The sequence below is a fragment of the Mucilaginibacter sp. genome (genome assembly GCF_028288185.1).
Lineage (GTDB): Bacteria > Bacteroidota > Bacteroidia > Sphingobacteriales > Sphingobacteriaceae > Mucilaginibacter.
The window spans coordinates 15,321-39,945 of record NZ_JAQBOF010000037.1; the positions used below are offsets into that span (position 1 = coordinate 15,321).

General features: G+C 44.9%; 15 protein-coding genes and 2 tRNA genes. 15 read left to right on the plus strand and 2 right to left on the minus strand.

Features of this window, described 5'->3' with window-relative positions; translation table 11 throughout:
- Positions 1–544: 544 nt before the first annotated feature.
- The 14 genes from metG (at position 545) to JWQ34_RS16810 (ending at position 20,986) form a co-directional block, all read left to right on the plus strand.
- Positions 545–2,614, plus strand: coding sequence for a methionine--tRNA ligase (gene metG, locus JWQ34_RS16745; RefSeq protein ID WP_299359171.1), 2,070 nt, complete (start codon positions 545–547; stop codon positions 2,612–2,614).
- Between the two features lie 104 nt (positions 2,615–2,718).
- Positions 2,719–2,790, plus strand: a tRNA-Arg gene (locus JWQ34_RS16750).
- 189 nt (positions 2,791–2,979) lie between these two features.
- Complete coding sequence (locus tag JWQ34_RS16755; RefSeq protein ID WP_299359173.1) at positions 2,980–3,246, plus strand: Arm DNA-binding domain-containing protein; 267 nt, start codon at positions 2,980–2,982, stop codon at positions 3,244–3,246.
- 415 nt (positions 3,247–3,661) lie between these two features.
- Complete coding sequence (locus JWQ34_RS16760; protein WP_299359175.1) at positions 3,662–6,772, plus strand: TonB-dependent receptor; 3,111 nt, start codon at positions 3,662–3,664, stop codon at positions 6,770–6,772.
- Between the two features lie 18 nt (positions 6,773–6,790).
- On the plus strand, positions 6,791–8,152 hold the full coding sequence (locus JWQ34_RS16765) for a RagB/SusD family nutrient uptake outer membrane protein (RefSeq protein ID WP_299359177.1): 1,362 nt from the start codon (positions 6,791–6,793) through the stop codon (positions 8,150–8,152).
- A 19-nt stretch (positions 8,153–8,171) separates the two neighbouring features.
- Complete coding sequence (locus JWQ34_RS16770; protein WP_299359179.1) at positions 8,172–9,119, plus strand: cyanophycinase; 948 nt, start codon at positions 8,172–8,174, stop codon at positions 9,117–9,119.
- A gap of 49 nt (positions 9,120–9,168) precedes the next feature.
- Positions 9,169–9,239 (plus strand) — tRNA-Cys (locus tag JWQ34_RS16775).
- A 28-nt stretch (positions 9,240–9,267) separates the two neighbouring features.
- Entirely contained in the window at positions 9,268–10,602 is a 1,335-nt protein-coding gene (locus JWQ34_RS16780) for a DoxX family protein (protein ID WP_299359181.1), read from the plus strand.
- A 32-nt stretch (positions 10,603–10,634) separates the two neighbouring features.
- A complete protein-coding gene (locus tag JWQ34_RS16785) occupies positions 10,635–12,575 on the plus strand; it encodes a hypothetical protein (protein WP_299359183.1) in 1,941 nt (646 codons plus the stop codon).
- Between the two features lie 12 nt (positions 12,576–12,587).
- The gene (locus JWQ34_RS16790) at positions 12,588–13,199 is read left to right on the plus strand and encodes a c-type cytochrome (RefSeq protein WP_299359185.1); all 612 of its coding nucleotides are present in this window, start codon (positions 12,588–12,590) and stop codon (positions 13,197–13,199) included.
- The gene (gene soxC, locus JWQ34_RS16795; protein ID WP_299359187.1) at positions 13,199–14,443 is read left to right on the plus strand and encodes a sulfite dehydrogenase; all 1,245 of its coding nucleotides are present in this window, start codon (positions 13,199–13,201) and stop codon (positions 14,441–14,443) included. The genes JWQ34_RS16790 and soxC overlap by 1 nt, the downstream gene beginning before the upstream one ends.
- Positions 14,444–14,533: 90 nt before the next feature.
- Positions 14,534–15,976 (plus strand): NAD(P)/FAD-dependent oxidoreductase, encoded by a 1,443-nt coding sequence (locus JWQ34_RS16800; protein WP_299359189.1) that lies wholly within the window; start codon positions 14,534–14,536, stop codon positions 15,974–15,976.
- Positions 15,977–16,032: 56 nt separating this feature from the next.
- The gene (locus tag JWQ34_RS16805) at positions 16,033–17,424 is read left to right on the plus strand and encodes a putative sulfate exporter family transporter (RefSeq protein ID WP_299359190.1); all 1,392 of its coding nucleotides are present in this window, start codon (positions 16,033–16,035) and stop codon (positions 17,422–17,424) included.
- 868 nt (positions 17,425–18,292) lie between these two features.
- Positions 18,293–20,986 carry a PAS domain-containing protein gene (locus JWQ34_RS16810; protein WP_299359193.1) on the plus strand — a complete coding sequence of 898 codons (2,694 nt, stop codon included), beginning with the start codon at positions 18,293–18,295 and terminating at the stop codon, positions 20,984–20,986.
- Between the two features lie 331 nt (positions 20,987–21,317).
- On the opposite strand, the gene JWQ34_RS16815 is transcribed toward JWQ34_RS16810, so the two are convergent.
- Positions 21,318–21,767 carry a hypothetical protein gene (locus JWQ34_RS16815; protein WP_299359195.1) on the minus strand — a complete coding sequence of 150 codons (450 nt, stop codon included), beginning with the start codon at positions 21,765–21,767 and terminating at the stop codon, positions 21,318–21,320.
- A complete protein-coding gene (locus JWQ34_RS16820) occupies positions 21,760–23,298 on the minus strand; it encodes an FAD-dependent oxidoreductase (RefSeq protein ID WP_299359197.1) in 1,539 nt (512 codons plus the stop codon). Before JWQ34_RS16820 ends, JWQ34_RS16815 begins: the two co-directional genes overlap by 8 nt.
- A gap of 108 nt (positions 23,299–23,406) precedes the next feature.
- On the opposite strand from JWQ34_RS16820, the gene JWQ34_RS16825 reads away from it, so the two are divergent.
- Entirely contained in the window at positions 23,407–24,615 is a 1,209-nt protein-coding gene (locus tag JWQ34_RS16825; RefSeq protein WP_299359199.1) for a zinc-dependent alcohol dehydrogenase, read from the plus strand.
- Positions 24,616–24,625 lie beyond the last annotated feature (10 nt).

Here is a 24,625-nt window from a genome sequence, read left to right on the forward strand (position 1 = left end):
TGGTGGCGCTACTTTGTCACCACATTTAAGTTAAGTTTTTTAACCGGCGGGTTGCTGCTGTTATCGGCATGATGAGTGTCCATAAAAATGTGTGCAAATGGTGGGTGCGGGTGTACAAACGTCGGCAATTGGCAAGCGTATAAGCCATACAACCAAGGTCCGTAGCACTCCTTTGGAGGTGTATATAACTAAAATCTAATACCTTTTGGTGACACCATATTGTCAGTAAACAAGTGTTCCAAAACTTACTTAAAAGTCATAAAAAGTGTACCAAACTGTATCATGAAACCGGATTTAAAGAATTAACCATTTTATTATCAGCAAATTGAAAAAACAGGTGTACCAAAGTGTATCACGGAGAGACACTCGCGCGTGGTACACCTACTTACAGTGTTTAAGGTGGTTGGCAGCGTAAAACCTATCGCTTTGCTAAACCCCTCCCAGCCCCTCCCAGGGGGAGGGAATCGCACGGGCCGCGGCAACGCCGGGTTCTATTTTGGCTTTGAGCTTGTTGGGCAAATAGCTTATCTTTGCCAAATCCATTATGTCGCAACTCGATAAATTTAAAAGATATACCATAACATCGGCATTGCCGTATGCTAATGGCCCCCTGCATATTGGCCATTTAGCCGGGGCCTATTTACCTGCCGATATCTTCGTACGCTTTTTACGCCTTAAAAAACGCGATGTAGTTTACATCTGCGGATCGGACGAGCATGGCGCGGCCATCACCATAAAAGCTAAAAAAGAAGGTACCACTCCGCAGGCTATTATTGATAAATATCATAACCAGATAAAAGCCAGTTTTGAGGAGTTTGGTATCGCGTTTGACATTTACCATCGCACATCATCACAGATCCATCATGACCTGTCGCAAGAGTTTTTCCTGAATTTGTATGAGAAGGATGAGTTTATAGAGAAATTCTCTGAGCAGTATTATGACGAGGATTATAACCAGTTCCTGGCAGATCGCTATATCATTGGTACCTGCCCCAACTGCCATAACGAGAACGCCTACGGCGACCAGTGCGAACGCTGTGGCACCTCTTTAAACCCTACAGACCTGATCAACCCGATATCGACCCTGAGCGGTAAATCGCCGGTGTTAAAGGAGACCAAACACTGGTTCTTGCCGCTGGATAAATACCAACCCTGGCTTGAGAAATGGATTGATACCAAAGAAGGCGAGTGGAAGGTAAATGTTTTTGGGCAATGTAAATCATGGCTAAAATCGGGCCTGCAACCCCGCTCCATGACCCGCGATTTGGATTGGGGCATTGACGTTCCGTTAGAAGAAGCCAAAGGCAAAAAGCTATATGTGTGGATGGATGCGCCAATTGGCTATATATCAGCCACCAAACAATGGGCCATTGATAACGGAAAAGACTGGAAACTATACTGGAAAAAGCAAGAGAACGAGGCAGACGATGCCTGCCTGATACACTTTATAGGCAAGGATAATATTGTGTTTCACTGTATTATATTCCCGTCTATACTACACGCTCACGGCGAGTACGTGCTGCCACAAAATGTACCGGCTAACGAGTTTTTAAATTTGGAAGGCGATAAGCTGTCAACCTCTCGCAACCACGCGGTTTGGCTGCATGAGTACCTGGAGGAGTTCCCCGGTAAGCAGGATGAGTTGCGCTATGTGCTTACCTCTATCCTACCAGAAACCAGCGACAGCGAGTTTACCTGGAAAGATTACCAGGCCCGCGTAAATAACGAGCTGGTAGCCATCCTGGGTAACTTTGTTAACCGGGTAATGATACTGATGCATAAGTTTTATGATGGCAGGGTTGAAAGCGAATCGGGCAAAATTACCCTAACAGACGGCTACCTGAATGACGAGATAGGCATATTTTATGATTCGCTGGAAAGTAGTTTAGAAAACTACCGCTTTAGGCAGGGCCTGCAAAGCGTTATGGACATAGCCCGCCTGGGTAATAAATACTTAACGGATAAAGAGCCGTGGAAATCGATCAAAACAGACCCCGCCAGCGCTAAGGATGCCTTACATAATTGCCTGTTTATTATAGGCCATTTGGCTACTTGCCTGCAGCCGTTTTTACCGGCAACGGCTAAAAAGATATTCGGCATGCTGAACTTGCCTGAGCAGTTTACTTTCGACCAGGAGATAGTGTTTGCCAACGGTCATCAGCTTGAGCCCGCAGCATTGCTGTTTGAGAAGGTGGAGGACGAAGTAATTGAAAAACAAATAGAGAAACTACATAACAAAAAGCAAGAAAACGCAGTAGTGGAAGCAACACCAATCATCCCCGCAAAGGATAATATCAACTACGAATCCTTTGCTACCATGGACATCCGCACAGGCACCATCTTAACTGCCGAAAAGGTTGCCAAAACAAAAAAGCTGTTAAAGCTGACCATTGATACTGGTATAGACCAACGCATCGTAGTATCGGGCATCGCCGAATATTATGAGCCGGAAGCTATCATAGGCCAAAAGGTAAGCATATTGGTTAACCTGGAGCCGCGCGAAATAAAAGGTATCCTGTCGCAAGGCATGATCCTGATGGCAGAGAACAGCGAAGGCAAACTAAGCTTTGTAGCCCCGGTTGACGATTTGCATAACGGATCGGTTGTGAGATAATTTTAATGTGCAAATGTGTGGATGTGCAAATGGCTTTAATTTGGGCTTTACATAATCGCTTATAATTTGCACATTTGCACTTCTGCATATTTGCACATCAAACTGGTCCCGTAGTTCAACGGATAGAATAGGAGTTTCCTAAACTCTAGATATGAGTTCGATTCTCGTCGGGACCACCTGAGACGATTAAGAAGCCCTTAGAGATGATCTAAGGGCTTTTTTGTTTGGTGAAACTTTGAATAAAAGGTCCACCGCGAGGTACACAAAATCGCCATAGGCACACCGCCTAAATTTAAGATAATAACTTGTATATCAATAAGTAGTATCGAAGCTCTGATTTCATCACATATAATCAGTTAAACCAAGTGGTACACAACATTCACATCCTGTTTTTTCTATACAGGTCAAAGGCAAATGAAAAAGGCACTATGCCGATCTTCTGTAGGCTTACTTTAAATGGTAAGCGTAAACAATTTTCAAGCAGCTTCTATCTTAAAGAAGATACCTGGAATGGGCAAACGCAGCGTTATCGAGGTACATCAGTAAACGCGCAACACATCAATTTAGGTCTTGAGGCAATCCGTATTAAACTTTTAAAAGCTTACGATGCACCAGATCCGCAGTGCGGGTGAATTAAGAGATTTATTAAAAAATACTTACTCTATAGATTTGGTAGATTAAATATTAATTTTTATGTTTGTCCCATCATCATGAAAACAACAGCAATAATTGGAAACTCATCTCGCCCCGAGATCATTGTAAAAAGCCAGGTCGCAAACATCTATTTAATAGATGATATGACGTGTTGTTGTTAGTTCTAAATCTCTGTCAATCAGGAGAGCCACAGGTTATTTGCCTGTTTGGTAACTCATGTTAGCTTATTATCAATCCCCAAAAAAATGTGTTGAAATCAATATAAAAAAATGAACCGGCAAGGAAGCCTCGCCGGTCATAATGAAATATCAGTTCTGTAACGGCAAATCACTCACTGATATTCATTCCCAGTCTTAGCAATGAATTTAATCATTAACATAAAACTCGTTAAATATGGAAATATTTATCCGTAAGAAAAAACCGTTTATAGCGGTAAGCTTTTTTATTTTATTGCTCGCGTTGGCACTCCCAACTACAACGCTGGCCCAAATCGAAGCAGTCCCGCCAAACAATTCAAAGATCGTAGGCATCGTTACCGATTCTATTACTAAACAAACGCTTCCTGGAGCTGTAGTACGTATAAAAGGAGTAACCAACGGCGCGACAGCCGATGCAGATGGTAAATTTATATTAATAACCGCACAACGACTGCCGTTTATTTTGGTGGTAACCTATGTGGGTTATGAAACTCAGGAGATTGTAGTTGATGGCAGCCCTGTAACAATCAGGCTAAAAGAACAAAACAGCCAGTTAAATGACGTGGTGGTGGTTGGGTACGGTACCCAAACCCGTAAATCATTAACCGGTTCTGTTTCTACCATTTCGGTTAATGAAGTTAAGGATAAGCCAACCGCTACTTTTGAAGAGCAGTTGCAAGGCAAAGCGCCCGGCTTACAGGTAAGTGCTTCAACAGGTATACCTGGTGACGGTATGTTTATCCGAATCCGTGGTACTACATCGATCAACGCCGGCAATGATCCATTATATGTAATTGATGGAGTTTATGTAAACAGTGGCTCGTTACAGCGCATTACTACCCAAGGGCAGGCCAACAATCCATTATCAGATATTAACCCTGATGATATTGAGAGCATTACCGTATTAAAAGATGCCGATGCAACAGCTATTTACGGCGCACGTGCTGCCAATGGTGTTATATTGGTAACTACCAAACGCGGTAAATACAACACTGCGCCCAAAGTAAGCATAAGTACCTATTTTGGTGGCGCGCGGGCACCAAAATTATGGGATCTGGTAACCGGTCCACAGCATGCAGAGTTGATCAACGAGTTTTACAGAAACTCGAACGCTGATGCTATAGCTATTGCAACTGCAGGCGGAACAACACCGGCCGCAACTTATAAATTCCAACCTTTCCGCGCGTTAACTGATAACCCTACCGCCTCACCCGCGCCACGTGGTTTACCACAAGACCAGCTTACCTACGATCGTTTGCATAAAGCATTCCGTACCGGATTTTTGCAGAACTATGATTTATCTGTAGCTGGTGGTAATGATAAGACCACTTATTATATAGGCGGCGGTTTAAATAAACAACAAGCAGATTTGAAGACAAATGATTTTAGAAGAGCGTCTTTCAAAATCAACCTTGATCAAAAAATAAGCGACTACGTAACCGTTGGAACCAGCAACTCTTTAACGCAAACTTACCGTACTAACGCCCGTGTAGGTGATGGGCCGCAGGGTGGTATTTTGCAATCGGCCCTGCATACACCAACTTATTTGCCTGAGTTTAATGCTGATGGGACCCCCGGTAAGTGGGCCGGTTTTGATAACCTGAACGTGTTGTTAAACAACACTAATATGAACAGTACCAGTAACCGCCTGATAAGTAATTTGTATGCTGAGGTAAAGATCTCAAAAGACTTGAAGTTTAAAACCAGCTGGAGCGTTGATTATAACCAATATAACGAGTTTCAGTACTGGAATAGTTTAACTAATTTGGGTATAGCTAACCTTGGGCTAGGTACATCGGCAATCAGCAATAATACAATCTGGACTAATGAGCAAACGTTAAACTATAATCATCTGTTTGGTAAACATAGCCTTGGTGCTTTAATAGGTAACTCATTGCAAGGTTCGGTATCAAACCAAACCACGGCTCAGGGTACCAATTTCCCTAATGACTCTTTCACGCAAATATCATCGGCAGCTACCAGTACATCAACGGCTTCAGAAACAAGCTATAAGCTATCGTCTTTCTTTGCCCGAGTAAACTATAATTACGATACAAAGTATTATGCTGATTTCAGTATTCGTGCAGATGGCTCATCTCGTTTCGGCGCGAATCATCAATTTGGATATTTTCCATCAGCAGGTTTAGCATGGCGCGTTAAAAAAGAAGATTTCTTAAAGGACGTAGCTTTTATTACCGACTTTAAATTACGCGGCAGCATTGGTGTAACCGGTAATCAAAACGGTATTAACGATTTTGCATCACGTGGTTTATGGGGTGCAGGTAATAACTACCAGAACAACCCGGGTACTACACCAGCCCAACTGGCCAACCCTGATTTGAAATGGGAAAGTACCCGCCAAACCAATATTGGGTTTGATTTAAGCGTGCTAAATGATCGATTAACCATTAGTGGTGACGTTTATAATAAATATACCAGCAACCTGCTGCTTAATTTACCATTGTCATCCAGCTCAGGTTTCTCATCTATCCTAACCAATGCCGGCGAGATGAGCAATAAGGGAGGGGAGCTAAACATCAGCAGTATTAACCTTGATGGGGCCTTTAAATGGACAACCAACTTTAACATCTCGCGAAATATCAACAAAATAGAAAAACTGCCAACACCGGTTGTTGCGGCCTACGCTGCCGAACGGATGGTACAAGGCCTGTCTATGTATACTTTTTTTGTGTACAAACAACTATATGTCGACCCGCAAATAGGTAATTCTGTTTATGAAGATGTTGACCACAATGGGGTTATCAACGCTAACGATATTGAGCCTGCGGGTAACGCCTTGCCTAAGTTTACAGGTGGTTTAACCAATAACTTCCGTTATCAGGGTTTTGATCTTTCTGTATTCTTCAATTTTGTTTATGGCAACAAGGTTTATAATAACAACAACTTTTTCCTTGAAGGCGGCGGTACCCGCGATGCTAATCGGGCAATTGATATTTACCAGCTAAACCGCTGGCAAAAACCGGGTGATGTTACCGATATGCCAAGGCTAACCGCTTATGGACAAAACTATACCATAAGCCCAACCAGCCGCAATATCGAGGACGGATCATTCCTACGCTTAAGCAATGTTAACCTGGGTTATACCATACCAAAAAGCATTACCGGGAAAGCTAAGATTTCATCTGTCAGAGTTTACGTAAGCGGCTCAAATCTTTGGTTATGGACCAAATATAAAGGGCCGGATCCTGAGATCAACGTGTCGTCATCGGCTACAGTGTTAGGTTATGACCTGGGTACCCCACCCATACCAAGAACTATCCAGGTAGGCGCAAACATTACTTTCTGATCATAAAAACAGCAAATCATGAAAAAAGTAACTTATATATTCTCTTTATTATTACTCTTCACTTCCTGCAAGAAATTCCTGGAAGTGCAGCCAAAGCTCCAGGTAGATCAATCAGAAGCAATTACTAATGCCGGAACAGCAAAAACAGCGGCAAACGGTTTATTTAACCTGGTGGCAAACAATAGTTATTATGGTTCAAACTTCCCGGCGCTGGCTTATCTATCTGCCGGTGATATTCAATGGTCCGGCTCGCAGGGAGATCCAAGCGAGATCACAAAACATTTAACATCGGCCACTAATGGCTATGTACAATCTGCATGGACGGCTATTTATAGAACCATATCACAGGCTAATTATATTATTGATAAAGTGCCTGTTGTTACAGATCCACTGTTAACCACGGCTCTTAAAAATCAATACCTTGGCGAAGCCTATTTTGTAAGGGCCCTGGGTTATTTCGACCTGGCACGAGGCTGGGGTGGAGTGCAGTTGATATTGAAACCAACTTATGCATCAACAGATAACATAGGCATACCCCGCGGCAGCTTAGCAGATACTTACGCGCAAGTTTTAAAAGATTTAAATACTGCCGAGACCTTAGTGCCTACAGGTGTTAACCGCAACCGGGTAACTTTAAGAACAGTACAGGCACTTAAAGCACGTTTTTATCTGTATCAAAAACAATGGGCAATGGCAGAGCAATTTGCAACATCAGTAATTGGCGATAATGCAAATTACTCGTTGGTTACGCCTTATAGCGCGTTTTTCGCCAACAACGCCGTTGCCACTAATGAGTCTGTTTTTGAGCTGGCTTATACGGCATCAAACACTAATGGTCACAGCAATTGGTGGCTGCCACCGGCTTTGGGTGGCCGCAGGGAATGGTCGCCTAATGATGCTTTGGTAGCTTTATTAAATAATCCGGCTATTGGCGGTAACCGCAGCGCTTTAATTGCACAAACTGCCCCTCCGGGAAACTTATGGTATGGTAAATTATATTACCGTACCCCATTGGGTACAGACCCTGCTTACGTTATCCGTATTGCCGAGTTGTATCTTATCCGCTCGGAAGCGCGTGCGCAGCAAGGAAATTTAATAGGAGCAAACAGTGCGCAGTCTGACTTGAACGCGGTGCGCAGCCGTGCAGGTGTAGCCGCAAGTACTGCCGCTACCTTACCGGATATTTTACTGGCATTGGAGAAAGAGCGCCAGGTGGAGTTTCCGTTCGAGGCCGACCGTTGGTTTAACCTGGTGCGTACAGACCGCGCCCAAACCGTACTGGCATTGCCCGATAAACATTTGTACTTATTCCCAATACCATATAACGAAACATTGGTTGATCCGCAATTGGCCGGAGCAAACCGTAACCCAGGCTATTAATCACTTTAAAAATATCATCATGAAAAAATTAAGCATCCTTTTTTTAGCGGTAACAGCATTTAGCTATACATCATTTGCACAAAGATCACCCATCACCGTAAAAAAATCAGACACCAGGCATGGGCCCGAAAAAGGCAGCCTGATCATCATCGGCGGTAACGTTGGGTCGCAGCGTGATATCTGGGATAAATTTACAGAACTGGCCGGTGGAAAAGACAAAGCCGTATTGGTAGTGGTAACCACTGCCTCCGGCGACTCAGCAGCTTACGACAAAAAAGACGTTGAAGAAGTAAAGAAACAAACAGGCATTAAAAATGTCACCCTGTTTCATACCAGCGATTTTAAAGAGGCTAACAGCGAAAAATTCATCGCGCCGCTTAAAAATGCTACAGCAGTTTACTTTGAAGGTGGCCGCCAATGGCGCATTGCCGACTCTTATTTAAATACGCTTACTCACCAGGCTTTTATTGACGTATTGAACCGTGGCGGCGTAATAGCCGGCAGCTCGGCAGGTGCAAGTATTTTGGGGTCTTTTCTGTGGAGGGGTGATACCAAAGGCGCGCAAGTGTTGGTAGGCGATCATACGCAGGGCCTGGGTTTCCTTAAAAACTCAGCTATTGACCAACATATCCTAGTGCGTAACCGCGAGTTTGATTTGGTTGATTTCATACGCAAATCGCCGCAGTTGATAGGCATTGGTTTGAACGAAGCCACCGCAGTGTTAGTACAACGCGATACACTGCAGGTGCTTGGTAAATCATACGCGGCTATATATGATTATAACACCATAATAAATAGCGGCGAAAAACATGTAGTAAATGGGCGTGAGGATTTCACCGCGTCAAACGGGCCGTTTTTCTTCCTGAGCGCCGGTCAAAAGTACGATCTGGCTAAAAGACTGGTAATAAAAGAGCCGCGCAAGCCAGGTAAACAAGTAGCGAAAGCAGATGATGATGGTGACGAATAGTTAGATATTGATTGAGCTTGCTTTGAAGTATCAAAGCAAGCTCAATTATAGCCGGGTGACTGAGTGGTGAGGTTTAGGTCTGCAAAACCTTTTACGGCAGTTCGAATCTGCCCCCGGCGTCTACGCTAACCTTATTAAAATTAAAACAATGGGTAAAACTATAACAACCCGCCCACGCTATGAGTGGGCGGAAAAAGAGAAGGACATTTTTCGGTTCTTTTTCATCTTTTTTATTTTGCAGGCGCTGCCGTTAAGTGTCGATATTTTTAAAGTATTATTTGGCTTTAAATGGCTACACATTGGTTATGGCGACATCTTCCAGTTAACCCGCCTGTCGGCCAAGTTTATCCCGGGTGCGGATAGCTTTATCAACTGGATCATCGTTGCCGTAATTGCGCTGATTGGCACACTTGTTTGGGGCAGATCAAAATATAAAGAAATTGATTATAACAAGTTGTACTATTGGTTAAGGGTGATTGTTAGATACCGTTTGGCAATTGGTATTATAGGTTATGGGTTTATCAAATTCTTCCCTTTACAAGCGCCGTTTCCGTCCATCAGTAATTTAAATACAGCTTACGGCGACTTTACCGATTGGAAAATATTTTCGATGAGCCTGGGTATTGTTCCCAACTACGAGTCGTTTTTAGGAGGGGTAGAGATAGTGGCGGGCTTGCTATTGTTTTTCAGAAAAACAGCCACTATAGGGGCCTTGATCATTCTGGTATTTACTGGAAACGTATTTATATCAAACCTGGCTTATGAGGGTGGCGAATATGTATACGCTGTTTACCTTATTAGCTTAGCAATATTTGTATTATCGTTTGACGCGGTGCGGATCTACAATCTGATATCACTTGAGCGGCCTACGCAGCCAGCCAAATTTAAACCTGTTCATACAGGCAAACAACAAACTATCCTATTAGTGTGTAAGAGTCTTGTAATTTTCTTTTTTGTGTTTTTGTATGGATTTAAAACCTATTCGGGATTGCATCATGATCCTTACCAGTTTCCGCGTACGCCCGGTTTGGCAAAAGCAGCTGGCATTTATAATGTGAGCACGTTTAAGATCAACAACAAAGACCTGCCATATTCTGCAACCGACCCTATCCGATGGAAAGATGTAGTGTTTGAAAAATGGGCTACACTAAGTCTACGCTCTAACCGGCCAGTATTGATCGACTCGGCAAATTATGAACAGGTTTTTACAAATGATAAAGATCGAGATTATGAATTGGCAGGATCCGCAGGCAGGCATTATTACAGCTATACTATTGATACAGCTAAGAAGGTTTTGTCTCTGGAAAATAAAAACTCGCATTATAAAGGCGAGAAGCTGACCTTAACCTATACCCGGCCTGATAGTGCTACGATTATCCTTTCGGGACTGGATCAGCATCGCGATTCCATTTATGTGGTATTAAATAAGGTCGATAAAAAATATCCCCTTCAACTGGGCCGCCGTAAGGCTCTTAAACTTTAACAAAAGCATCAACAATATAAATCCTAAATGTTATGTCTTACAAAAAACAAACTTCAGATTATTCTGAATCGATAGATAAAACACCGGCAGCTAAAACGCCATGGTCATGGTACAAAAAGTTTGGATTTCGTGTTCTGTTTGTATTCTTCCTAGCTATGTCTATCCCTTTTACGGGCAGTTGGTACAACAACGTATTTATGTTGGATTGGCTGCATCCGCATTACCGCGACCTTTATGATATAGCCCGCTTTCAACCAAGTTTCCGGTCCATTTTTGGCGGCCAAAGATATGGCGACATCACCGATGCGCCTACCGACAACAATGCACACGGAGGCGATGAAAAGAAAGACGGCAAACGCCATCGTGGCAATGCTGATACCGCGCAGGCGGCAAATAATGGTGGCGAGGGACACCACAAACATCACCACAATAGAGATTTGACAGCAATAGCCGATAATGACAACGATACCGAGGAGCATCATCGCCACAGAGATACAACCGGTGCCGCTTTTGCTAATGATAATCATGGCCTCCGCGACAGGCATCATCGGGATAGCATAACAGCAGATTCTCCTGGCCGTGGGTTGGCTAAAATTGGAGGACAAGGAAATAATAATGACCGGTTAGCTGATGCTTTGCCACCTAAAAGAAATTTTTTAGAAGATTATACCGATTGGGGTATAGCCTTATTAATTGGTATAGCAGGTGCTTTGATCTGGACCATGTTTGATCGTAAAAGTAAATCGTACAACATTTTATATTACTGGATCCGGGTTGTTGTGCGTTACCGCGCAGGTATAGGTATTATTGGATTTGGGTTTACCAAGCTATTCCCAACACAGATGCCATATCCATCATTGGGCTTATTGAATAGTAATTTTGGCGATTTTACTGCACAAAAAATCTATTGGATGTCGGTAGGTATTGTACCGTGGTACCAGGTGTTTGGGGGAGTAGTCGAGATTGCCGCCGGTACGATGCTATTCTTCAGAAAAACTACCACATTTGGCGCAATACTATTAATAGGTGCCCTGGGCGATATCACTTTTGTAAACTATGCTTATGACGGCGGCGTGCATGTATACGCGTTCTATTTTGTATTGCTTGGCCTGTTCATAGCTGCTGATGATTTCCCTAAACTATATAACCTGTTGATATTGGAGCGCTATACCGTTCCGTGCAGGGTTTACCCTGATTTTAAAAAGCCATGGTTAAAGTATACTCGCATTGGCTTGAAGGTGCTTACGTTCATTATCTTTTTTGGTGTATTAACTTATACCGAGGTAATAAACTTTAAGTATGATCCTTATAAGCAGCCATCAACCGCGGGAGTTAAAAAGCTAAGGGGTAATTATTATGTAACCGAGTTTAAAATTAACGGGCAGGATATCCCTTACAACCCGCTTGATTCTACAAGATGGCAGGAGGCGACTTTCGAAAACTGGACAACACTAACCTTTAAAGTAAATCACCCCGTGTTGATAGATCCGTCAAACGGTGGCGGCAGCCCGATGCGGGATATCCAACGCACATTCGAGATCACCGGTGTCGCTGGTGGCGAACGCGCATTTCATTACTATGCTGATACGGTAGATAAAGTCCTTTATCTGCAGGATAAAAACGTCATAGCCGCAAGGGGAGGCAGAGGTGGCCGCAGGAGTGGTGCAAAACGCAATGACGGCGACAAACCAAAGGAAGACAACTGGATAAGTAAAACGGCTTGGCAGCATATTGGCAGCGAAAAAAACATGATCGACAAACGCGCATGGTCGACCAGGAGAGACAGAGAGTTTGCCGCCAAACAACGCGAACCAAAAAGAAACCGTATGGTATTGAAGTATGATACTACCGACGGTTCAAGAGTAATTTTGTCGGGTATTAACGAACGTAAAGATTCTATTTATGTAGTGCTTGATCGTTATGACCGTAAATATGTATTACCGAAAAGTACTTTAAGCGCGGGTAAATATTAATAGGGCGTAGCTATGCTAACAAAGATCATTAAGACGAAACTTACAGCCATTTTTAGCGGAGTGATATTAATCAGTTTGCTGGCATTTAAAGACAGGGCATTACACCAATCATTCCAAATACAAGCCGGCGACACTACAAAGTGGCCGGCCAGGTTTGGTTTTGGCTATACCCCTACCGCGCAAGAAATAACGGCGTGGGATATAGATGTGCGGCCAGATGGTAAAGGTTTACCCAAAGGGCAGGGTGATGTGGAAAAAGGCAAAGGTTTATATACTTTAAAATGCGCTTCCTGTCATGGTGCAAACGGAGTTGAAACGGGTGCTAAACTACCCGGTCCAGCTTTGGTAGGTGATACAGCGGCCAAAAGTAAACCTAAAACCATTGGCAATTACTGGCCCTACGCCACTACGTTGTTTGATTATGTGCGCCGGGCTATGCCTTATAACCAACCCGGCTCGTTGACAGATAATGAGGTTTACAGCATAACCGCTTACCTGCTTAACGCCAATAAAATAATCAAGGCAGGTGCGGTACTAAACGCTCAAAACCTGCCTAAAATAATTATGCCCGCAAAAAAGCTATTTATAATGGACGATCGTAAAGGAGGGCCCGAAGTTAAATAATGAAAAAGAGCGATGAAAAACACACGGTATCAACTCCAACCAAAATAAGCCGCCGCGCTTTATTAGGTGGTATGGTTGCTGCCGCGATTTTACCAGTTAATACATTTGCCGGCTATGTGCAAACTAGTACGCCTGCTTTATCCGGGCCGGGTGACGACCCTATCAAAATACCGGGTCCCGGTCCGAGCCCGGTTGGTAAACGGTCGCCATTTGAGAACCCGGTACGTAAACCATCCGATATATCCTCGCGCACGCCTTTGCAGGATATGTATGGCACCATTACGCCTGCCGATCTGCATTATGAACGCCATCACGCAGGTGTGCCGGTAATTGATCCTGCAAAACATGAGCTGCTTATACATGGACTGGTGGAAAGGCCCATAAAATTTACCATGGCCGATCTGAAAAGGTTTCCATCGGTTACCCGTATTTGCTTTTTAGAATGCGCGGGTAATTTCCGCACAGGTAAAGAGGAGTTGACACCACAGGACGTATTAGGCTTAACTAGTCAAAGCGAGTGGACTGGCGTAATGTTATCAACTATATTCCGAGAAACAGGGATTAGTCCAAAAGCCAAATGGTTTTTAGCCGAAGGATCAGATGCTACAGTTATGGCCCGCAGTATACCTATTGCCAAAGCCTGGGATGATGCAATGATAGTTTACGCCCAAAATGGCGAAGCTATGCGGCCCGAACAGGGATATCCCATAAGACTGCTGTTGCCGGGCTTTGAGGGCAACATGAATATTAAATGGTTAAGGCGGATAGAATTATCAGACGAACCTTACATGACCCGCGAAGAAACCTCTAAATATACCTACCCTGTAAAAGACAAGATAAGGATGTTTAGCTTTGAAATGGATGCACGTTCCATAATTACGTACCCATCTTATCCGCAAAAAGTAGAACGCGGCTGGATAGAGATCCGTGGCATAGCCTGGAGTGGCAGGGGCAAAATAGTAAAGGTTGAAGTAAGCACCGATGTCGGAAAAAGTTGGCAGTTTGCAAACTTACAGGGGACAATACTAAGCAAGGCACACACATACTTTAGGCATTTGTGGAACTGGAACGGTGAGGCGACAGAAATATTAAGCCGCGTTACAGATGAAACAGGCTATCTACAACCCACTTTAAAACAATTAATTGAAGCCCGCGGAACGGCCTTAGGCGGGTACCATATGAACCCTGTTACCGCGTGGCAAATAAAAGGAAATGGTACTGTTTTATTTAAAGTTGAAAGCTAGATAGGAGATAATAGGTAAGAGAATTATTACACGAACCTATTATCTATTAAATCCATATAATTAATAGATAATAATATATTTGCAACGCAGATGAGTTTTAAAAATCAAGATTATGATGCTGTAGTAGTTGGTTCGGGCCCTAATGGGCTTGCCGCGGCTATATTGTTGCAGCAACAAGGGTTGTCTGTGCTTTTACTAGAAGGGAAAGATAAAATTGGCGGTGGTTTACGTACCGAAGAATTGACGTTACCCGGTTTTTTTCATGATGTCTGCTCGGCGGTGCATCCAATGGCGGCGGCGTCTCCGTTCTTTGAAAGTTTACCTTTACGGCAGTTCGGGCTGGAATATATTTACCCGGATGTTGCTGCTGCGCACCCGTTTGATGATGGTACGGCAGCAATACTGCGAAAGTCTGTCGAAAAAACTGCGATATCATTAGGAGCGGACAAAGACGCATATTTAAAATTGATCGGTCCACTTGTTAAATCGTGGCCCAAAATATCGGCGGATGTTTTAAGGCCGCTGAGCTTTCCCTCTCATCCAATTGATACAGCTTTGTTTGCACTGAATGCTTTAGCCCCGGCAACACACCTGGCTAAACGGTTTAAAACCGAACAAGCCAAAGCATTATTCGCCGGAATGGCGGCACACAGTATCCAGTCGCTAAGCAATATCGCATCATCCGCAATCGCATTGGTATTAATAGCTAACGGACATTTGAAGGGTTGGGCCATCCCGATGGGCGGTTCAAAAAATATAGCCAAAGCGTTGGTAGATTATTTCATCAGCCTTGGTGGGGAGATAGAAACCAATACTTATATAACATCCCTTGACCAATTGCCATCGGCAAAAGCTGTTTTGTTTGATGTAACACCCAGGCAGCTACTAAAAATAGCCGGGCATAAATTCTCTAATATCTACAAATGGCAATTGGAGCGCTATTGTTACGGGATGGGCGTATTTAAAGTGGATTGGGCATTGGCCGATACTATCCCTTTTACGGCTTATGGAGCGGGTACAGCCAGCACAGTACACATTGGCGGCTCTTTAAATGAGATAGTAAGCAGCGAACAAGATAGCAGCGATGGCATTCATCCTGTTAAGCCTTTTGTATTGTTAACGCAACCCTCAGTATTTGACGATACCCGCGCACCTAAAGGAAAGCATGTAGCATGGGCCTATTGTCATGTACCCAATGGTTCAACAAAAGATATGACCGAACGCATCGAAAAGCAAATAGAACGTTTTGCACCGGGTTTTCGCGAACGGATACTTGGCAGGCATACCATCAATACCGAGCAATTAGAACAATACAATCCTAATTATATAGGTGGCGATATTAATGGAGGGATAATAGATATAAAACAATTGTTTACAAGGCCGGCGTTGCGCAGATCGCCATATCGCACGTCTGCAAAAGGGATCTACATTTGCTCGTCATCAACACCTCCGGGTGGCGGGGTACATGGTATGTGTGGGTATAATGCCGGTAAGCGTGCCTTAAAGGATATTTTTAACATCGAAATTAAATAACATCAATAAATATAATAACCAATAAACTAATTAATCTTAAAACCGAAATAACTGATATGACAACAAATGATAGTGAAACATCTGGTATAAAATCTTCCGGCTGGAAGGAATTCTGGTCGAAGGAAGACTGGTGGGCAGTTTGGCTTGGCCTGGGCATCGTTTGCCTGGCATATATCTTTTATCTGGCCGGCTCCAGCATTTCATGGATTGCGGTGGCTCCGGCCAAATGGTCAACCCTGTCACAATTGGCTACACAATTTTCAAAGAACGGCATTAAGTATGTTGCTTTGCTCGCTGCTTGCTTAATTGTTTTTACTACTGTGGTTTCCTTTGTTGGGCAAAAGCCGAAGGCATTTATTCCATCTTTCATTTTTATATTTATATTTTCAACAATTATCTACGTCCTTGGTAGCTGGGATCAGGCCAATCGATATAACCTGGAACCGCCGCTGATGGCTCTTGCGCTAGGATTATTTATTTCAAATGTGATTGGATTGCCCCGTTGGCTGGATGCAGGGTTCCGCGTTGAATTTTTTATTAAATTGGGCATTGTATTGCTAGGAGCCACTTTGCCTTTTACGCTAATAATATGGGCCGGGCCGGTGGCTATTTTACAAGCTTCAATTGTTTCGTTAGTTACCTTTTTAACAATATTCTTTGTTGCCCGAAAGCTGGGTCTTGACCACCGGCTGGCAGCCGTATTGGGGGCAGGTGGTGCTGTTTGTGGGGTTTCAGCCTCAATAGCAGTTGCCGGAGCTGTACGGGCTAAAAAAGAACATCCGCCAATTGCTATAAGCTTGGTGGTATTTTGGGCTATCATTCTTATTTTCCTTTTGCCGTTGGTTTCACGTGTGCTTCACCTGCCTACAGGGGTAGCCGGTGCGTGGATCGGCACTTCTGAATTTGCGGACGCTGCCGGCTTGGCTGCCGCCCAATCTTATGGTAATTTAGCTGGAACACATTTAGGCATTTCAGGCACAGCAGAACAGGCACTTGCCTCATATACGCTGATCAAAGTTATTGGGCGGGATATTTGGATCGGTATCTGGTCGTTAGTATTGGCACTTATTTCAGTCACAGTTTGGGAACGTTCAGAAACCAATTCAAAAGTTCAAATTGGCCAGATATGGTGGCGCTTTCCTAAATTCGTGATCGGGTTTCTCATCGCTTCGGTGCTTACGACATTGATCGTCCATGGAAATACGCTGGCTGATTATAATAAATTAGTTAAACCATCACTCATCATACCGATCACAGCATTACGTACCTGGGTATTCACCTTTAGTTTCTTAAGTATCGGATTGACAACGCGATTCCGTGAATTAGCTGCTGCCGGTACCAAACCCTTTATCGCATTCACTTGCGGAGTTATTGTAAACGTGGCGTTGGGATACGTCTTGTCAATAATCGTTTTCGGTCATTACTGGTCTGCTATTGTGACGCACTAACGCATGAAAATTTTTGATTCACTTCAACTGGGGAAAAGTATCGGTGCGACTTGTCAAAAGTGCGCCTATTTCCGAAATGACCCCGCTGTTATTGAAGATGCTTATCCCGGACTCACGATCATGAGTTCGGGGTTTGCTTCGGTCCGAGATCAGGATGGTTTCTGCGATTACAATGAACTTTATCTTTCCGCAGGGGATAGTTGTCCACATTTTGTGTCCCGAACGTCTGAGTTTGATCAGGGGGACAAAACAATAATTGATTAACCGACTATTAGGTATTCAGCCTTTGTTATAGCTGTTATCGTCTTGTCTCTTGAAGTTCAAATATTAGCGATAGCTTGCATATCCTCCAAAAAGTTCGAGATTTGACCCGTTCCGTCTACCGAACGAGGACAATGCAATGAAACTATTATTATATAATAGCGTTCATTGCATTTTTCATTTACATCACTTACAATAATCTTAATTTTGTAGCTATTTGTGTTCGAGTCCTATTCCCCCAACCGAGCGGGAGTATATATAACAGGCTGGTAATTCCTTGTTCTTAACTCATAACTGATTGTTAATCAATATCATTCCAAATGTTTTTTAGAAAATTCTTGGTTCGATTAGAGGAATTTTAATATGGAAAACTAGTAGATGAGGACATAATTAATAACTAAAGTCCGCAAACAGTTACATTTGTGATTTGAATATTGCGGAGTTAATAATAATCTGCATAAACGAAATCAGGATGGGTTGTTGCCGGCCGGAAAAACTAAAAGAAGTTTTCGTTGTTAACCGCTTAATCTATTATTAATCATCATCATTTATGAGGCCTTCGGCAAGTATCACTGACGCAGCCTTGCTATTTTATCGTTAATAAACCATGTTAAGCCACGATGATTTTCAGCGGGTCCATGATCACAGCGCCAACGGGGTGATCGCCATGGATAAGGACGGGCGGATCGTTTACGCCAATCCTAAAGCTATCAGGGAGTTTTTTCCAGTGACGGATTACAAGGGTCAGGCGGTGGAACACTTCTTTAAGGGCCCGGTAAAGCCGGTTCTTGCTGACGATGAGTTTATGGTACTTGATACAAGTGGTGAGGCGACCGATGTGTTGATCAGCTCCACAGTGTTCACCGATGAGGCACAAGTGAGCCTGACCTATTGGTTTATACGCAATATCAGTGTACTTAAAAAAAAGGAAGACCTGCTGGCTTATCTCAATACTGCGACAGCGGAATTATCGCGGGCAAGAGATACAAAGGGGGCGCTGGCCAGGATCTCTGGCCTGATCGTACCTAAGTTTGCGACCTGGTTCAGCATCGACCTGATCAAAGATGGCCAGTTTGAAGAACTGGTGCTGGCGCATGAAGACCCTGATATGATCAGCTGGGCCAGGGAATACCGCGACATTTATCCGATTGACCTGGCTAGTGATAGCGGCACGGCCAGGGTAGTCAAGACCGGCGAACCCAGTTTGATCCCGGTAATTACAGAACAAATGGTACGGGCTTCGATCACAGACCCTGTTCAGTTAGCAGCTATTTTACGGATGAACCTGCAATCGGTCATTACTGTGGCGATCTATACCAAAGAAATTATTAGTGGTGTCATCAGCTTTGTGTCTTCCGAGACCGGGCATTATTATGACGCCGCCGACCTGCGTTTCGCGCAGAACCTGGCCAATCATATCGGGCTGGCGCTGGAAAACGCGCGGCTGAACGAACAACTGGAAAAAACACAGGCGCAGTTGCAATCGGCGCTGTCTTCAGGGCTGGTTGGTACATGGAAGTTTGATATTGAGAACGATATCCTATTCCCCGATGAGAACCTATCCCGAATGTTCGGCGTGGACTACCCGCCCAACGGCTGCAAGCAGGCCGACCTGAGCAGCAAAGTACATCCCGATGACCGCACATTGATCGATCAGCAGCGAAAGGACGCCATCCGCCTGGGCGACCAGTACGAGACCGAATACCGGGTGATCGTAAATGGGGCGACGCGCTGGTTTTTTGCGCGCGGGCAAACCGAACACAATGCCGGGGGTAAACCTTCGGTCTTCACCGGGGTAATCATCGATGTGACTGAGCGCAAGGCTGCCGAATTGGCCTTAAAGGAAAGCGGTGAACTGTTCCGCTTCCTGGCCGATGCCATACCTCATAAGATATGGACCTCAGATCCGGAAGGCCATGCAACCTATTATAATCAGGGCTGGTATGATTATACGGGCGTTTCCGATTTTGAAAAGTTAAGGGAACATATCTGGGATATTTTGCATCCGGAAGATCGCGCCATAGCGGCAGTAGCCTGGCCTGAAGCCATAAGGCGTGGGGAAGAGATGGTCGTTGAACAACGCCTCCGCCGGCGTGACGGTGAGTACCGCTGGCATCTATCGCGGTATTCAGCACACAAAGGCGCTGACGGTAAGATCCAGTTATGGGTAGGCACGAGCACGGATATACATGAGCAAAAGCAAAACGAGCAGCGAAAGGATGAGTTCCTGTCTATCGCCAGCCATGAACTGAAAACACCGCTGACCAGCATCAAGGCATTTAACCAATTGATGAAGCGGACGAAAGATGAGGAGCGCCTTACTGGTTTTATCGACAAATCCGCTGAGCATATTTACCGGTTGGAAAGACTGATCAATGACCTGTTGGATGTGACGAAGATCAACGCGGGGAAGATGAATTATGCGATGGAACCGTTCCTGTTCAGCCAGTTGCTCCGGGACAGTATTGCCAATATGCAGTATAATGCGACCCATGAACTTATTTTGGAAAGCGCTCCGGACGTCACTTTCACTGGCGACCGGCTACGGCTGGAGCAGGTGATGAATAATTTCCTGACTAATGCGGCTAAGTATTCGCCAGACGGGACGACAATCATTGTGAACGGTAAACTGGAGGATAATGGCATTATCGTTTCTGTACAGGACTTTGGGATCGGGATCGCGCCGGAAAACCTGGATAAACTGTTCGACCGGTATTACCGGGTGGATAATACAGCCATGCGGTTTGAGGGCTTAGGCCTGGGCCTGTTTATTTCTTCGGAAATATTAAAGCGCCACCAGGGCAGTTTCTGGATCGAGAGTGAATTGGGTAAAAGTTCGACTTTCTATTTCCGGCTGCCTTTGGCCGCAAATGCAGCGCTTGCGCCAGTCATCCAAACAGAAACGAATTACCAGGACAGTAAAATTACGATCAATTATATAAAAGAATTTGGCCGTATGGAGGTGGACTGGACGGGATTCCAGGATATGGAATCGGTTAAACATGGTTGCCTGTTGATGCTGGATTATTTGACCAACACGCGCTGCGACCGAATCGTAAATGATAATACCAACGTTCAGGGCAATTGGTCGGACGCGGTGGAATGGGTGGGCAATGAATGGTTCCCCATGATGGAAAAAGCCGGGTTAAAGTATTTCGCGCATCTTTTTTCACCCAGCACCTTCAGCCAGCTTTCAGCAAAAAAAAGCATTGACATCATGGCGGGTATTATCACGACGCAATATTTCACAGATATCGAACTGGCCAGGGAATGGATCGACAGCCGGCCGCCAAAACATTAATGATCGGCTGCATCCGGGAGGCGGACCGGACCTGGCCGCTGACGATGGAATTCGGCATAGTTCATGGTATAACGAATTCCTGCTCGAATTTGCGGAAAGCCATAACGTTTCGGTGATCCAGGATATCCCGGCTTCCGCTACACACTGGACAATGTGAGGAGCGACCTGGTCTACCTGCGTTTTCATGGTCCCGGCGGTAAATACCGCGGTACTTATTCAGAAGATGTGTTACAGGAATACAGTTACTATCCGGAAATGGCAGAAAGAAGGTAAAACCGCCTTTGTTTATTTTAACAACACAATGGGCAATGCGGTACAGAACCTGGCGACCTTAAATACCTTCGTCCAGCAGGCGTGAGGTCAAGGTCGCGCAAACCGCGAAAACAATATGAGCCGGCACCAGCTGGATATAGTAATTGGTAAAATCTATCCAGGGCGGCGCAGGATGTGCTTTCAGCGTTGCTTTCCAGACCAGTACAGCCAGTGTGCCGCTCAAAGCCCCGAGGATGAAACCATTGGCAACGGTCTTTTTGATCTTCCCCGTTTTCCATAATTCCCGGTACACCAATACAAATAGCCATCCTACCGCGTAATGGGCACCCCACCCGGCCAGTTGCGTCGCCCGTTTAGAATTTCCAGGCATCATCCGGTGGATCATCGTGCCCAGATGCTCCGGTTCGCTGAAATTCTTATCCGCTGCCATTGAAACCAGGTAACTGAACAGGGTCATCATCGTTGTCCCGGCGGTTGCCGAAAGTAAGGTATTCGCTGCTTTATTCATGAGATTTCGCTTTAATTTGTTCCAGTCCACGGGTTGCAGGCCCGGCCAGGACTTTACCGTCAATATCAAACCGTGCGCCGTGGCAGGGACAGTCCCAGCTTTTTTCTTCGCCGTTCCAGTTGACGATACAACCTGCGTGCGTGCACACCGGGTTCAGGCTATGTAATTGGCCGCTCTCATCTTTATAAGCAGCGACTTTTTCACCATCCACTTCGACTACCTTACCCGTACCGGGGCTGAGCCTTTTCACCGAATCGGTTTCATGCACCTTAAACCGGTCGGCTACAAAATGGTAAGCCACATCTGCGTTCTCCTTTACAAACTCGGCAAACCCATCGATGGGTTTGATACGGGACGGGCTGAACACTTTTTCGTATTTTGTCTTTTTATCCAAAATAAGATCAGATAAAATTTTAGCGGAAATGCTGCCCAGCATCATGCCATTGCCGTTAAAACCTGTGGCGCAATAGATCCCGTCAATATGCCCTATATAGGGCAACCCGTCCACCGGGATATAATATTGGGAAGACCACCTGTAATCAACCGAAGCTACTTTATAATATTTGCGCACGTATCTTTCCAGGCTGGCAAAAGCTTTTTCCGGGTCGTCATGGCCCGTTTTATGATCATTACCGCCGACCAGCAGATATTTTTGACCGTCTATAATATGTGTCCTGAAATAGTGGTAAGGCTCCTGCAAATCATAGATCAGCGCGTGGGGATAATTCTCATCTTTTAACTTCACGCCCAATACATAACTCCGGTAGGGCGCACAGCGGAAACTAAAAATGGTAATACCTGGCGGTACGTGGGTAGCGTAAATGACTTTTAAGGCTTTGAAAGTTTGGTCGCCCGATTTAGCCAAATGTATTTTATTTTCAATTTTGACCGAATCGATACGTGTATGTTCCAGCACCTGCCCGCCGGCCTTGCCGTAGCCTTTTTGCAGGCCTTGCAGATATCTCAGCGGATGGAACTGTGCCTGGTTCTCCATCACGACACCCATCTGATGCGGTACCGGTATAGGCACCTCATCCGTATAAGTACAATCCAAACCCACCTCGCGCATTCCTTTGCAAAGATCTTCGAGTTGTTTCACCTGGCCCTCAGTTTCAGCGTAGACATAACTTTTTTTGATGGCGAAGTCGCAGGCTATTTTATACGTTTTGATATTTTCTTTGATAATGGCAAAGCCCTCATTGACCGCATCAGCAAATAATTGCGCGCCCTCCTTGCCAAACGCGCTTTGCGCTTCGGTGTAGGTTGTATCAGCGAAGGTATTGATATGGGCACTTGTGCCGGCGGTGGTGCCAAAGCCAATGGTTTCTGCTTCGATCAGTAAACATTTTTTTCCGGCATTTTGTAGCATCAGCGCGGAGGTCATGCCGGTAATCCCACCGCCTATGATCAGTACATCATAGACGGTTCGCGGATCAGCGGTTGAGTTGGTTTTTATTGGTGTTAATCCGCTCTGCCACGGGCTTTCATGTACTCCGTCACGCGCGATAATTTGATCTTTTCCGGTTGCCATATACCTACTACAAACCGATAACCGTACTGTTTTTGAATATTTTATAATTAATTAAACAATATAATTTCTCTCCAGTTAATTAAAGACATTAAAAACTAAATTCTACTTATGAAAGCAGCAGTATTCCATAAACCCGGCGATATCCGCTATGATACCGTCGAAGACCCGCGTATCGAGCAGGACACGGATGTCATCTTAAAAGTTACCTCCACCGCTATTTGCGGTTCCGATCTGCACATCCTCAGTGGCGGCGTACCGCAACCCAAACCGATGGTGATGGGCCATGAGTTTATGGGCATTGTCGAAGAAGTGGGCAAGGAGGTGACCAAATTAAAAAAAGGCGACCGCGTGGTGGTGCCTTTCCCGATTGCCTGCGGGCATTGTTTCTTTTGTACACACGGCGCTTCACCAAGCTGTGAGAATTCCAATTATAAACATTATGGCCCGGACGGCGATATGACTGACCAAAAGGGTGCTGCGCTTTTTGGTTATACAGATCTGTACGGCGGTTATTCCGGCGGGCAGGCGGAATATGTTCGGGTGCCCTATGCGGATATCAGCCCGCGGGTGGTGCCGGATAACATGACGGACGAGCAGGTGCTATTTTTGACCGACATATTTCCAACCGGCTGGTCGGCTATTGATTGGGCGCAACTGAAGGGTGGCGAGGTAGTTGCCATTTTTGGTTCCGGCCCTGTTGGCCTCATGGCGCAGAAAGCCGCCTGGATCAATGGTGCGAGCCGCGTGATCGCGATAGACCCGCTGAACTATCGCCTGGAAAAAGCGAAAGCAGTCAACAAAGTGGAAACACTGAACCCGCATGAAGTAGATGTGGTGGAAGCTATCCGTGCGATGACAGGTGGCCGTGGTGCCGACGTTTGCGTAGATGCGGTAGGCTTTGAGCCGGAACGGGATATTCTCGATAAAGCGAAAGCGCTATTCAATTTCGAAGTAGGCAGTATGAAAGTACTGGATATGGCCTTTAAGGCCGTGCGCCGGATGGGTACGGTGTCCATTATGGGTGTCTACGGCTCGACTTATGATAATTTCCCGCTGCACCGGGTATTTGATAAAGGCATTACGCTCAAAATGGGCCAGGCGCCGGTATTGAATTATATCGACCACCTGATCGAGCTGGTGAAAACAGAAAAAGTGGTGCTGGATGATATCATCAGCCATACCCTGCCCCTTAGCGAAGTGACCCATGGTTACGAGATCTTCGACAAGAAAAAAGATGATTGCGTGAAGGTGGTACTGAAACCCTGGGAGCAGCAAAAACCAACCGAAAACAAAGAGCCAATAAAGATTGAAAACTAATCATTAAAAC